The organism is Xanthomonas sp. D-99 (assembly GCF_017746145.1).
Taxonomy (GTDB): domain Bacteria; phylum Pseudomonadota; class Gammaproteobacteria; order Xanthomonadales; family Xanthomonadaceae; genus Xanthomonas; species Xanthomonas cissicola.
Window position 1 is genome coordinate 12,886 of the sequence record NZ_JAGHWU010000036.1, and the last position, 15,061, is coordinate 27,946.

Annotated in this window: 5 protein-coding genes; all 5 read right to left on the minus strand. The window is 67.5% G+C overall.

Features of this window, described 5'->3' with window-relative positions; genetic code table 11:
• Window positions 1-18: 18 nt before the first annotated feature.
• Window positions 19-1,902, minus strand: a complete 1,884-nt coding sequence (locus J7360_RS13695) for a diffusible signal factor-reguated S8 family serine peptidase (protein WP_209034073.1) — start codon at window positions 1,900-1,902, stop codon at window positions 19-21.
• A 225-nt stretch (window positions 1,903-2,127) separates the two neighbouring features.
• Entirely contained in the window at window positions 2,128-9,138 is a 7,011-nt protein-coding gene (locus J7360_RS13700) for an ESPR-type extended signal peptide-containing protein (RefSeq protein ID WP_209034075.1), read from the minus strand.
• Between the two features lie 539 nt (window positions 9,139-9,677).
• A complete protein-coding gene (locus J7360_RS13705) occupies window positions 9,678-11,555 on the minus strand; it encodes a S8 family serine peptidase (RefSeq protein WP_209034077.1) in 1,878 nt (625 codons plus the stop codon).
• Window positions 11,556-11,657: 102 nt separating this feature from the next.
• On the minus strand, window positions 11,658-14,852 hold the full coding sequence (locus tag J7360_RS13710; RefSeq protein ID WP_209034078.1) for a YadA-like family protein: 3,195 nt from the start codon (window positions 14,850-14,852) through the stop codon (window positions 11,658-11,660).
• Window positions 14,852-15,061 (minus strand): hypothetical protein (locus J7360_RS13715; protein WP_209034079.1); only part of this gene is annotated, 210 nt, incomplete at its 5' end. The genes J7360_RS13710 and J7360_RS13715, both read right to left, overlap by 1 nt.

Consider the following 15,061-nt stretch of genomic DNA (forward strand, 5'->3'; position numbering starts at 1 on the left):
GTCACACTATTTCGTTACTCACTGTCGTGCAACGAGCGTCAGCTTCGCGTAGCTCGCCGCGCCGACCAACTTGATGTAGTAGGTGCCGGCCTTGGGGGCAGTGAAACGCACGGTTTCGCTGTTGCCCGGACGGGTCGACTTGGCGTCGTAGCTGGTCGCGCTGGGCTCGGCCTCAAAGCTGACGTACATCGACACATCGCCGGTGCCGCCGTAGGTCATGAAGCTGAGCACGGCGCCGGCCTTGGCCTCGAAGCTGTATAGCGTGGAGCCGCCGGCGGCACCGCTCAAGCCAGCAACAGGTACCTTGTTGGTGAGCTCGATGGCGCTCGGTGCGCAGCTCTCGGTGGCCGGGTCGCACGGCTCCTCAAGCACGGCTTCCAGTGCGGCCTTGGCATCGACGATGCCGCTGCCGATCGGGGTGCTGGCCGGCGGGGTCACCGGGAAGCGGCGGCTGGTCTGCTTGAGCAGGGCTTCGACCGCAGCCGGGGTCAGTGGGCCATCGCCCAGACCGATGGCTGCGCTCTGCACCAGCGCCACGACGCCAGCCACGTGCGGCGAGGCCATCGAGGTGCCGCCTAGACCCATATAGGTATAGCTACCCGAGGTCGGCGTGGTCGCACCGGTGTAGCCGGCCTGCCAGATGTAACCGCCCGGGTTGCCGTCCACGCTACCGCCGCCGCCCGGTCCAGAGAGGTCGACCTTGCTGCCGTAGTTGGAGTAGTAGGCGATGCCGCCGGTGATGCGCGTGGCGCCAACGGTGATGGTGTTGTTGCAGCTGGCCGGCGAATGGTTGGCCGCATCTTCGCTGCTGTTGCCGGCTGCAACCACCACGGTGGTGCCACGCGACACCGCGCTGTTGATCGCCAGCTGGGTGGCCGAATCGCAGGGTTCGCCGCCACCGAGGCTCATGTTGATCACTTCGGCCGGATTGCTGTTGGCCGGCACGCCGTCAACGCTGCCGCCGGAGGCCCACACGATCGCATCGGCGATGTCGGAGGTGTAGCCGCCGCAACGACCGAGCACGCGCACCGGCAGGATGGTCGCCTTCGGCGCGACGCCCGCCATGCCCACCCCGTTATTGGTCGCCTCGGCCAGGGTGCCCGAGACGTGAGTGCCGTGCCAGGAACTTTCCTGCGCCTGTGAGCCCGCGTAGCAGACGTTGTCGGCCTCTTCCCAGTCGCCATAATCGAGTGCGCCCGGCACGCGCGCATCGGTGGGACGACGCGAGACTTCGGCGTCGGTGATGAAGTCGTAGCCCTGCAGGATGTTGCCGGCGAAATCCGGATGGCCCGGCAGGATGCCGGTATCCAGCACCGCGACCACCACGCCTGCGCCCTGCGACAGATCCCAGGCGCCCGGCGCATTGATGCCGCCATTGGGGTTGCTCAGGTGCCACTGGTACTGGGCGTACAGCGGGTCGTTGGGAACCAGCTGCGGGCTCACGTCGGTGGCAGGAACGCTCTTGCTGATGTCGATCGGCCGCAGCATGCGGTCGATCTGCACGTCGGCCACCGAGGGGTCGTTCTTGAGCTCGACCACCACCTTGTCCACCTGCGCGGTGGTCAGCGTGCTGGACAGCTTGATCAGGTCCGACCCGATGCCGAGCTTGCGCACATACGTGGCCTTGGCGGCGGCTGCGCTGCTGCGCGCGCCGGTACTGACGCCAACGCGGCCCACCGCAGCCTGCACGGCGCTCAGCTTGCTGCTGCGATCGGTCGCAGCGGCGGTGCTGTCCTTGTAGCGCACGATCAACCGGCTACCGAACGCTGCGCCGGCCGGGGCTGCCTGGGTCGGTTCCTTGACCAGCAGTTTGGGGGCGGCAGCCAACGTGCCAGACGCACCGAGGGCCATCATCAGGATGGCGCCGGTCAGCGGGTTGAGACGGAAATTCTTGTCGATCACGGTGAAGTCCTCTTCGTATTTTTCGTGAATCAGGCTTGGCGCAGCCGGCGCAATCGCTGCGTAGCCGCGGTGCGGTGCGCTGCGTCCTTGCCGGCTACCCCTGGTACGGCCATCACTCCATGCGAATCCGTTGGCCGGCCCAGCCACGGTCCTTGCCCGCCCCCTCAGGCCTTGCAGATCGCGACGGCGCACCTGGGGCGCCGCCGCGCTTGATGCGATAACGCCTTACCAGCCGAAACCGGCACCCACGCCGATCGAGCTGTCGTCGCCGCTGAGCGCGCCGCCCACGGTGACCGTGGCGCGCGGGCTGATCGCACGCTGGTAGCCCACCGACAACGCCGACTCGCCGTTCTGGAAACCGACACCGGCACCGATGCGGTTTTGCGACGCGATACCGGCCACGCTGGCGGACATGTTCAACATCGCCGAGCTCATCGCGCCCTGGCGGTCCAGGCGACGGTTCTGCCGGCGCAGGCGGTCTTCGATATCGCCCTGGTAGCTTTCGAAGCTGTCGGCCATCGCGTTGTAGCGGCTATCGGTGTAGCTGTTGGCCGCGGCAACGCCGCTGTCCAGCTGGCCCTTGTTGACTGCATCGGTGGCACGCGTACCGGCCGCCACATTGGCCACCTGACGCTCACCGCCCACGCTGCCCACCGACACCGTGTTGGCACGATCGGCAACCGCGCCCTGACCCAGTGCGACGGCGCCCTGTGCCGTGGCACGTGCGCCCTGGCCGATCGCGGTGCCGGACGCGGCCGTCACTTGCGCACCTTCGCCCATCGCCACGGCATTGGTCGCCACCGCCGCGATCTGCGTGTTGGCACCCACCGCCGTACTGCCATCGGCATTGACGCGTGCATTGCTGCCGATGGCAGTGTCGTTGGGGCCATGCGCATACGCGCTGCCGCCAATCGCCGTGCCGGTGACGTGGTTGGCCACCGCTGCCGTGCCGACCGCCGTGGACGTGGCCGCCGGCGTGATGCTGCCGTCCATTGCGGCGGTCGGCGCGCCCTGCACAGAGGCCGTTACATCGCTCGCCGTGCTTGCGACATTGCTGGACACATCGCTGACCGCAGTCGCCGCCACTGCCGGCACCGTTGCGGTGCGCAGCGATGCGGTGCGTGCGGCGGTGCTGGCGGCAGTGCCGCCACTGCGTGCATCCAGCTCGGTGACCTTGCTGTCCAAGGCAGTCAATGCCGCACCGACGTTGTTGTAGCTGGCACCCTGGATCACGTAGGTCGGCGCTACGAACACGCCTTGCGCACCGATCGCCGCACCGCCGCCAAGGAAGCTGGCCGCATTGCTCAGCGACTGGAACAACTGGCCGCCATTGACCGCATCCGTGCTGGCACTGGCAATCGTGCCGGCCCCCACATTGACGATGCGGCGCGTGGCCGGGCCGCCGCGACCGTTGCCGCTGCCCACCGACACCGTGTCGGCTTCATAGGCGCGCGAGCCCGAGCCCAATGCCACCGAATCGGCACCGCTGGCGCCAGCGTTGGCACCCAGTGCCACGGCATTGCTGCCGCTTTCGCGCACGAAGGCGTTGTAGCCCAGCGCAACGCCGTTTTCGCCGATGGAATTGGTCTGCCGGCCCATCGCGGTGCTGTTCACGCCGCTGGCGCTGCTGTCCACACCCATGGCGCTGGCACCGGTGGCCGAGGCACGGCTACCGGAGGCAACCGCCACGCTGCGTGCGCCACTGGCGGTGGCGCCGGCACCTGCCGCCGTGGCGCGATCGCCGGTGGCCGAGGCCACGCCGTCGCCGGTGGTCTTGAGCATGCCGCTGGTGGTCTGCACATCGGCCGCCAGGGCATCCAGCTGGCCCTTGTTGACCGCATCGGTGGCCGCCTGGCCGTCGCTGACGTTGACGATACGGCGCGTGGCTGGACCGCCGCGGCCATTGCCGCTACCGATCGACACCGTGTCGGCTTCGTAGGTGCGCGAGCCAGAACCCAATGCCACCGAATCGGCCCCGGTCGCACCGGCATTGGCACCCAGTGCCACGCCGTTGACCGCGCTCTGGCGCACGAACGAGTTGTAGCCCACCGACACCGCATTTTCGCCGATGGCATTCACCTGACGACCGACGCCGGTGCTGTTGATGCCGGTGGCCGAGGCATCCACACCGACCACACTGGCACCGACCGCATCGGCGCGGCTGCCGCCACCCAGTGCCAGGGTATTGTCGGCAAGCGCCGCTGCGCTCTGGCCCAATGCACTGGCATTGACGCCGTCGGCATAGGAATTCCAGCCGATGGCGGTGGTGTAGTCCGCCGTGGCCCAGGCACCGGCACCGAATGCCGCTGCGCCGGTGCCGGAGGCACGTGCCGGGATGAACCCGAAGAACGTGCTACCGCCGACGGCCACGCTCTCATCGCCGGTGGCTTCGCTGAATTCGCCGACGGCGACCGCGCTGGCACCGGAGGCCAACGCAACGGCGCCGACGGCAGTGCTGTAATCGCTCGACGCGACCGCGCCATAGCCCAGTGCCGACGACAGGCGGCCGGTCGATTCGCTGTAGCCACCGAAGGCAGCACTACCGACATTGGACGCGGTACTGCGGAAACCCGCAGCGATGGCCTGATTGTCGGACGCCACCGCTTCGCTGCCCAGTGCAGTGGTGTAGGTCGAAATCGCCTGCGCGCCGGCACCATTGGCGGTGGCGCCGATATCGCTGGCCAACGCGTTGCTGCCGACCGCACTGCTGTTTTCGCCCACGGCCTGTGCATTGTTACCCAGCGCTGCCGCGCCGGTGCCGCCAGCCAATGCGCCCACGCCTACGGCGGTGGCGTTGTCCAGCACGGCCTGCGCGCCCGCACCCAATGCGGTGGTGCCGGTACCGGTGGCATTGGCACCCTCGCCTGCCGCCAGCGCGTTATCGCCCTCGACGTAGGCACCGGCATCGCTCTCGGCGCTGCCGCTGGCCTGGAAATATTTGCTCGTGGCTGCACCGGCTTCGGCAACGGCGTTGAGCTGATCCAGGTTCACCGCATCAGTGCCCTGCGTGCCGGCCGCCACGTTGGTGATCTGACGCTCGTTGCCGGCACTGCCCACCGACACCGCGAAATCGCGATCGGCCACCGAGTCGGCGCCCAAGGCCACGCTGCTTTCGCCGGTGGACTCGGCGAAATTGCCCAGCGCCGTGCTGTTGAGACCCGGCGCCCACGCCGCGCCGCCCACTGCGGTGGAGTAATCGCCGGAGGCTTCGGTCGGCAACAGGCCGAGCAAGGCACCACCAACCGACACGCTGTTGTAGCCGCTGGCCACACTGCCCTGGCCGGCGGCGATGCTGTAGGCGCCAGTGGCGGTGGCATCACCACCCACGGCCACCGTGTTCGAACCGCTGGCGGTGCTGAAATTACCCAGCGCGGTGCTGTTGAAACCGCTGGCGCTGGAATATCCGCCTAACGCAGTGGAGTAGTTGGACGTCGCCTCGGCACCGAAGCCGAAGGCCGCGGCGCTGGTACCGTTGGCAACGCTCTCCGCGCCGACGGCGGTGGCCGATTCGCCGCTGGCGCTGGCGAAATAGCCCATGGCAGTGGATTCGCTGCCCTGCGCCTGGCTCAGCGCACCGACCGCCAGCGAACCATCGCCATACGCACCGGCGGCGGCACCAAGCGCGGTGCTCTGCGCACCGGCCGCTTCGCTTTCGCCACCCACGGCCACGGCATAGTCGCCGCTGGCCTGGCTGAAGGCGCCGTTGGACACGCTGCCAAAGCCGCTGGCCGCTGCGTTGTAACCGGCCGCATTGGCGTATTGCGCGGTGGCGCTGGCGCCGCTGCCGATCGCCACCGCACCGATGGCGGTGGCCTGGCTGCTGGACCCGAACGCGCTGCTGTAATCGCCGTCGGCCGTGGCATTGGAGCCGGCGGCGGTCGCGTCTTCGCCCTGTGCATCGGCCGTGCCGGTGCCGGTGCCGGCGAACAGGCGCGCGGTGTTTTCAGCGGCGCCAGCCACGGCGTTGAGCTGGTCCAGGTTCACCGCATCGGTGCCCTCGGTGCCCGCAGCAACATTGGCAATCTGCCGCTCGGTGCCGGCTGCACCCACCGACACCGTGTTGGCGCGATCGGCGATCGAACCCGCACCCAGCGCGACACTGGTGTCGGCAGATGCCACCGCGCCGCTGCCGAGGCCGATGCTCCGCGTACCCGAGGCGTTGGATTGCCAGCCCAACGCGACGCTCTCGATACCAGGCGCATAGGACTGGCCGCCAAGCGAAATGGCGCTTGTGCCCGTCGCAAGGGCGTAAGTGCCCAGGGCGACCGAAGAGTAGTCCTCTGCCCGCGCATTTGCGCCCAGCGCCGTGCTGTAGCCGCCATCGGCCACACTTTCGGTACCGATTGCGGTGTCGCTATCCCTGCGCGCCACACTGTCAACGCCCATCGCCGTTGCTCCGCGCCCACTGGCGACGCTGGCGCTGCCGACGGTCGTGCTGAAATATCCCGATGCCACGCTGTCGCTACCCAGCGCGGTGGCGTAGTAATCAACGGCACTGCTGTTGTTTCCCACCGCCGTGGCGCCAGCGCCGCTGGCCGCGGCATAGCCGCCAACGGCCGTGGAGTACGCAGCGGCTTGACTGCTCGCGCCGAGCGCAATGCTCTGGTCGCTTTCAGCCTGCGCTTCCCAACCCAGTGCGATGCTTTCATCGCCGGTCGCCCTGGATTGGCCGCCGAGCGAAATGGCACGCGGACCATATGCATTTGCGTAGGTGCCCACCGCAATCGAGCCGGTATCGGCCACAGCCGCATTCGCGCCCACTGCCGTGCTGTCGTCACCGTAGGCAAGACTTTCGGTACCGATGGCGGTGCCACCGTCACCCCACGCCACACTGGCAAAACCCAGCGCGGTCGATGCAGTTCCATTGCCGATGCTTTCGTAGCCGATCGCCGTTGCACCACGCCCATTGGCGATGCTGGTGCCGCCCACGGCGGTGCTGAAATAGCCCGATGCGTTGCTGTCGCCGCCGAGTGCGGTGGCGTAGTCGTCGCCGGCACTGCTGTTGAAACCGACCGCAGTGGCATTGGCAATGCTGGCGTTGGCATTGCTGCCGACGGCCGTGGTGCCTAGCGCAGAGGCCTGACTGCTTGCACCGAGCGCAATGCTGTCATCGCCCGACGCGTTGCTGGCGCCGCCCAGCGCAACGGTGCGCTCGCCGAAGGCACTGCTGTTTGCGCCGATCGCGGTGGATGCAGTGCCACCGGCCGCGGCATTGGCGCCGAAGGCCGCGCTATCGGCACCGAAGGCCACGCTTGCACCACCCACGGCGGTGCTGGTGTCGCCGAATGCCACGCTACCCACACCCACTGCCGTGGAGTCTGCGCCATTGGCGATGCTCTCGTAGCCCAGCGCCGTCGCGCCGCTGGCGGTGGCCTGGCTTGCGCCGCCGACCGCGGTGCTGCCATCGCCAGAGGCGCTGCTGTTGCCGCCAAGCGCCGTGGTGTTTTCCGCGATCGCGTTGCTGTTGAAGCCGACTGCCGTGGCGTTGTCGGTGGTGGCATTGGCGCCACTGCCAACTGCAGTTGCACCCTGCGCAGATGCCGCGCTGCTGGAACCCAGCGCGGTGCTGTAGTCGCTGTAGGCCGATGCGTTGGAACCGGCAGCGACGCTGTCGACGCCTTGCGCAATCGCAGCGCCATCGCCGGTCGCGACGAAGGAGCGCGCAGTGGTGGACGCAACATCGGACACCGCGGTGAGCTGGTCGAGATTCACCGCATCGGAGCCTTCGGTACCGGCCGCGACATTGGTGATCTGGCGCTCTGCGCCATCCGCTCCCACCGACACGGTATTGGCGCGCGTGGCGACCGAATTGGCGCCCAACGCAACCGAATTGGCGCCGCGGGCAGTGCTGTAATACCCCAGCGCCGTGCTCAGTTCGCCGCTGGCCCAGGATTCCGGACCCACGGCCGTTGCGCCTTCGCCGGGTGCATACGCGAAGTAGCCCACCGCGGTGGCTTCGGTGCCGGAGGCTTCGCTCAGCGTGCCGACCGCGGTGGTGTAGGTACCCGACGCAATCGCGCCGGCGCCAAGCGCAGTGGAGGCTTCGCCACTGGCCTGGGTCTGCACGAAGAAGCCCAGACCGGGGATGTAATCGACCGGACCACCGACAGCGGTGCTGCTGGTGCCGCTGGCGCTGGTCTGCGTGCCCACGGCGGTGGCGTAATCGCCCGCCGCATTGGCCACCGCACCGAACGCGGAAGACTGCGTCCCGGCCGCATAGGCACCGACGCCGAACGACGAAGCGGCAAAGCCATCGGCATTGGCGCTGGCGCCGACCGCGGTTCCGCCGACGCCGGCACTGGTGGCGCCGGTGGTGACCGGCACGCCGCCGTTGGTGACCAACGGCTCGCCGTCTTCGTCCACTGCCGCGCCGCCCACGGCCACGCTCGCCGGACCATTGGCCTGTGCGTTGTGACCGAATGCGGCGCTGTTCTGTCCGGACGCCAGCGCGTTTGCGCCCACCGCGGTGGCGTTGTCGGCCACCGCATTGGCGCCGGTTCCCAGCGCGGTGGTCGCCGTGCCGACGGCATTGGCGCTGTCGCCTTCGACATACGCGCCCACGCTGTCGTCACCCGGGGATGCCTTGAAGAACAGCGCGGTGTCTTCGGCCACCTCGGCCACGTCGCGCAACTGCGCCACGTTGACCGCATCGGTGGCATTGACGCCGGCAGTGACGTTGGTGATGCGGCGCGTGGCCGGGCCACCGCGGCCATTGCCGCTGCCCACCGACACCACGTCGTCTTCGTGGGTGCGCGAGCCTGCGCCCAGCGCCACCGAATTTGCGCCGGTCACGCCGGCATTGGCGCCGAGCGCCACGCCGTTTTCGCCGCTTTGGCGCACGAAACTGTTGTAGCCGATGGCCACGGCGTTTTCGCCGATCGCATTGGTCTGGCGACCGATCGCGCTGCTGTTGACGCCACTGGCGCTGCTGTCGGCGCCGGTGGCCACGGCGCCGGTGGCGCTGGCGTGGCTATTGGCGCCGATGGCGGTGGCCTGGCTGCCCGGCGCCGCTGTGCCGCGGCCCACCTCGACCGATTGCGCATTGGCGGGAAGCGGCGTTGCCAATCCGGCGCCACCCAGCGCCAGGGCGATGGCGGCGGCCAGTGCCAGGCTCTGACGGCGATCGATGAACGCGGCTGAGGCAACCGCTCCGGGGCTGTCGCCGCTGGCCAATTCCGAGGCGACGGCCCACACACCAAGCGATTTGTTCCAGACCTTGCGATAAATCCGATTCATCGACGCACGACTCCTGAGTTGTTGGACTGGTTTTTTTGGCGAACGCCCAGCGGCGGAAGGCGTTCCAGCCTGCAATTCACCGCAGTTGTTCGCGCTATGGGCCTTGCGGCGGGCGGCTTGCGCCTGCTTCCTGGATAGTCAAAAAGTGAACGCTACCCAACCATAGAACTGAGCGGAGTGTTAACAGTCGTCATTTCAGGCGTCAAGTTTTTGACAGAAAGCGAAGACAAGTGCGCGTTTGATCACACTTCTGCTTGCTTTTATTAGATTTTTGATAAATCTTTGGAAAACAGCGACCTAGATCATGTCCTTCGAGACATTTCAGAGCTGAATAGGCGGAACGGGGAAAGACAAAAAAGCCCGCCGGCAGGACGCCAGCGGGCTTGGGTGCGCAAAATGCAGGAGGTGGGGGGTCAGGTCTGCGGCCAACATGCCCCGCAGCCCGCATGCGCCGTCCATCGGCGCGCGGAGCAGCCGTGTTTCAGGCGTTCACCGCCAAGGAAATGACGGTCTCCCCGAACCGACGGCTGCGTGTCGGATCATTGGCGCGCCAGCAGGTTCACCGCGTCGAAACCGCTGCCTTCCAGCTTGAGGATGTAGGTGCCGGCACGCGGCGCGGTGAAGCGCACCGTCTGGCTGGTGCCGCGACGCGTGGACGCGCCGTCGTTGTCGGTGGCAGTGGGCTCGCGTCCGAATGCCACGTACAACTCCGCCTGGCCGCTGCCGCCGAAGCTGATGAAACTCAGCACCGCACCGGCCTGCGCTTGGAACGTGAACACGCCCGCATCGCCCGACAGATTGGAGAGGCCGCTCTGGACCACGCCGTTACGCAGTGGCTGCGCATCCACCTGGCACCCCACATCGCCCCGATCGCAGCGACGTAACGCGCGGGCAACCGCGGCGCAGGCGTCCACGATGCCGGCGCCGGCCGGCGTCGCCACCGGAATCGACACCGGGAATGCGCGCGCAGTGCGCTTGAGCAGGCTTTCCATTTCGGCCGGCGACAACGGCGGTTTGCCGTCGGCGATCAATGCGCTCTGCACCAATGCGGCGGTGCCGGCCACGTGCGGCGATGCCATCGAGGTGCCGGCGTAATGCGTGCCGCCATAGGTGAACTGCCCGGAGGTCGGTGTGGTTTTGCCGGTGTAGAGGGTCTGCCAGACAAAGCTGCGGATCGGGCCATCGTTGGTGCCGAAGGACGTCGAGCTGCCACCCGGGCCGGCCAGGTCGATCTGACGGCCGAAATTGCTGTAATCGGCAAGCGCACCGGTGGCGCGCGTGGCGGCAACGGCAATCACATTGGCGCAGTTGGCGGGAGCCATCGTCGAGACATCGGCAGTTGAATTGCCCGCCGCCACCACCACGGCGGTGCCGCGCGCCACTGCGCCATCGATTGCAGCCTGCATCGTCGAACCGCATGCGCCGCCACCGCCCAGGCTCAGGTTGATCACTTCGGCAGGATCGCGGTTGTCCGGCACGCCATCGACGTGACCGCCGGACGCCCAGACGATGGCGTCGGAGATGTCGGAGAGTCGCCCGCCGCAGTGCCCGAGCACGCGCACCGGCAATACCTTCGCCCTGTAGGCGACGCCGGCTCCGCCAATGCCGTTGTTGGTGGCTTCGGCAACCGTTCCGGCCACGTGCGTGCCGTGCCAGCTGCTGTCGCTGGCCACCGAAAACAACCCGCAGTCGCCGTCTTCGGCGATCCAATCGCCCAGGTCCAGTGCGCCGGGCACACGCTCGGCCGTGGCACGACGCGAGAAGAACGGGTCGGTGATGAAGTCGTAGCCGGCAAGCAGATTGCCGGCCAGGTCCGGGTGATCGGGCAGGATGCCGGTATCCAGTACCGCCACGACGACGCCTTCGCCTTGTGTTGTTTTCCAGGCTTGCGCGACGTTGATGCCACCCACCGGATCGATGAGATGCCATTGATTGGTTTGCAGCAGCGGATCGTTCGGCAATGCGCCGCTGGCTTGCAGCGGATACATGCGCAAATCCACCTGCGCCGATTCGACGTCCGGGTCTGCGCTCAATTCCTGCACAAGACGGTCGGCATCGGCACGACTGAGCTGGGCAGGCAGCTTGATCAGTTCGCCGCCGGCGGCAAGCGTGCGCAGGTAGGTTGGCGCTGCGGTGGCAGTGGTGCGTGCAGCAGGCGCAAGACGGATGGAGGCGCGCGAAGCGGCCGCACCGACTGCCGTCGAGGCACTGCGGCCGATGTCGTGCGCGGTGCCGACCTGCCCGCTGCGGTAGCGGACGATGATTCTGTCAACCGGCGCATTGGCCATGGCCTGTTGACGTTGGGCACTGGCCGCTGCCGCATCGGCGGTGGCGGTGGCGGCCAACGCTGTACTGCACGACGCAGCCAGGACACAGCAGGCAAGCACAAGGACCTGCGTAGAAGAGCTCTGGATCACGATGGAATTCCTTCGAGGTGAGTGCGAAAGGGCATGACGAAGAAAGTGCGCCGCCCGACGACGGGCGGCGGGAATGCATGCAACCGCGTGGTCCTCCTGCGGCTACCAGCCGAAACCGGCGCCCACGCCGATCGAGCTGTCATCGCCGCTGAGTGCGCCGCCCACGGTGACCGTGGCGCGCGGGCTGATCGCACGCTGGTAGCCCACCGACAGCGCCGACTCCCCGTTCTGGAAACCGACACCGGCGCCGATACGGTTCTGCGAGGCGATACCGGCCACGCTGGCGGACATGTTCAACATCGCCGAGCTCATTGCACCCTGACGGTCCAAGCGACGGTTCTGCCGGCGTAGGCGGTCTTCGATATCGCCCTGGTAGCTTTCGAAGCTGTCGGCCATCGCGTTGTAGCGGCTGTCGGTGTAGCTGTTGGCGGCGGCAACGCCGCTGTCCAACTGGCCCTTGTTGACCGCATCGGTGGCACGCGTACCGGCCGCCACGTTGGCCACCTGACGCTCGCCGCCCACGCTGCCCACCGACACCGTGTTGGCACGATCGGCAACCGAGCCCTGGCCCAGTGCCACGGCGCCTTGTGCCGTGGCACGGGCGCCCTGGCCGATGGCGGTGCCCGAGGCCGCGGTGACCTGCGCACCTTCGCCCATCGCCACGGCATTGGTGGCCACCGCCGCGATCTGCGTGTTGGCACCCACCGCCGTGCTGCCATCGGCATTGACGCGTGCATTGCTGCCGATGGCGGTGTCGTTGGGGCCATGCGCATATGCGCTGCCGCCAATTGCCGTGCCGGTGACGTGGTTGGCCACTGCTGCCGTACCGACTGCCGTGGACGTGGCTGCCGGCGTGATGCTGCCGACGGCGGCGGCAGTGGGTGTGCCCTGGACCGCAGTGCTTGCGGAAAGCCCAGTTGCAGCGCCCGTCGCTGCAGACGAGAGGGCACTGTCGGCTGTTGCGTCGGTCGCCAGCGCTGCCGACTGCAAGCCATCGGCCGTTGCGTCGACCGCTGCAGTGCGCGCCGTTGCCAGGCGTGCGACAGATACACGTGACGCAGCTGTTGCCGCGCCGCCTCGCGCATCCAGCTCGCTGACCTTGCTGTCCAACGCCGTCAGTGCCGCACCGACATTGTTGTAGCTGGCCCCCTGGATCACATAGGTCGGCGCCACGAACACGCCTTGCGCACCGATCGCCGCACCGCCGCCGAGGAAGCTGGCCGCATTGCTCAGCGACTGGAACAGCTGGCCACCATTAATCGCATCGGTGCTGGCGCTGGCAATCGTGCCCGCCCCCACATTGACGATGCGGCGCGTGGCCGGGCCACCGCGACCGTTGCCGCTACCCACCGACACCGTGTCGGCTTCATAGGCGCGCGAGCCCGAGCCCAATGCCACCGAATCGGCACCGCTGGCGCCCGCGTTGGCACCCAACGCCACGGCATTGCTGCCGCTTTCGCGCACGAAGGAGTTGTAGCCCAACGCAACGCCGTTTTCGCCGATGGAACTGGTCTGCCGGCCCATCGCGGTGCTGTTCACGCCGCTGGCGCTGCTGTCCACACCCATGGCGCTGGCACCGGTGGCCGAGGCACGGCTGCCGGAGGCGACCGCCACGCTGCGCTCGCCGGCAGCAACCGCCAGGCTGCCCAACGCAGAACTGCCCTGGCCAACGCTGGAGGCATTGAAGCCCACCGCGGTGGCAGATGCGCCAAGCGCGCTGCTTGCGCCACCCAGCGCCATGGCGCCCTGCCCCTGCGCAGATGCCGTCGTTGCGCCCGTGGCCGGCGTTACCGCCAGATAGCCATCGATGCGTGAGGTGGCGGCGCGCACTGTATCGAGCTGGGCCACATTCACCGCATCGGTGGCTTCGGTACCGGCCGCAACGCTGGTGATCTGGCGCGTCAAGCCGGCTTGCACATCGCCAACCGACACCGTGTTGCTGCGAAACGCATAGGAGTGCGCCCCCAGCGCAACCGCGCTGGATGCCGAACGATTCCAGGCATCGTCGAGCCAGGATCCCACCTTCGCGCCGTAGCCGATCGCCACGGCATCCACGCCGTTGGCCTGCGCGTCCGCGCCAATGACGGTGCTGTCACCATTGAACTGCGAGGTCGCGGCACGCGCGCCTAGCGCCACGCTATTTTCGTTGTAAGCGGTGCTGCCATGGCCGATCGCGATGCCGCCATCGCCCGACGCCAAGGCAAAGCCGCCCAATGACACGGTACGTGGTGCGAACGAACCGGCGCTGTGCCCGATCGCCACCGCATCGGTATTGCCGGGCGCGTTCGGAAACACGTTGGAATCGTAGCCAATGGCAATCGCATAATCGGATTGGCTCTGTGCACCCGAGCCCAGCGCAATGCCGCCAAGACCGGTCGCCGCGGTAATCGAGCCGAAGTTGCTGACGCCGCCAACGACAACGCTCTGCGCTCCGCTGGCCAACGAGGTGTCGCCAACTGCAACGCTACTGGCTCCGTCGCTTCGCGCCCTGTAACCGAACGCGGTCGAGGTGTCTGCGCTGGCGCGCGAGGAATAACCGCCGGCAGTGGAAAGAAAGCCGCTGGCGCTGGAAAGCCCGCCCACTGCGGTGGCGCCGTCGCTGGAGGTCTGTGCGCGATACCCCAGCGCCGTGCTCTGCACGCCACTGGCGCTGGCGCCGCTGCCGATGGCGCTGGCATACGGCGTGCCCGCTAGTGCGCCACCGCCCACTGCCGTGGCGCCCACACCTGACGCCTGCGTGGCCTGTTCGCGTTGGCCGATAACGAAGCCGTTGGCATCGTAATCGAACACGGTCGCAACGCCGCCGAGGGCAATCGACGATTCTCCCGCGGCCGCAGCGTTATGCCCGATCGCGGTCGCGTCGCGGTCCAACGCCAGGCTTCCGCCGCCCAACGCCATGGTTCCATCGCCGAGCGCATTGCTCGCATTGCCCAACGCCAGCGCATCCTCACCGTCCGCGAATGCCGGGATCTGCGCATCGGCGGCGGCTATCACAGCCGCTTGCGTGGCGCTGTCGTTCGATCCTGCAGTAGCGGTCTGAGCTACCGTGCCGGCCTCGCCCGGGCAACGTAGCCTGCCATCGACCACCTGGCACTGCGTAATCGCTGCAGCCGGCGTGGTCGCGGCACCGGCCGCCCCGGCCATGCCGAACAACACGATCGCCATTGCCGTGGCCAGCACTCTGCCTGCATGGTTGCGCGGCAGTCTCCCCTGCGTGTTTCCCACCGTGCGAGCGCGCGGCACCGTTTGGTCGTGAGCAAAAGACTCGCGACCAGCCTCCAGATAAATTCGCTTCATTAACGCCTAACTCCCCATTTTGGTCTGGTGTGTAAAAAACCGACCACCGCACGAACAGATCGCACGGTCCCCCTGAGGTTTTTTATAATCGCGCGCACTTGCTCCAGCTTTGGAGCATTCCAAAGCTGAATGTTCACCACATTAAGTACAGAGATGCGCAGATCGAACGATCGATGACGCCAAATTAATCTAAGGAAGGTCTGAACAAC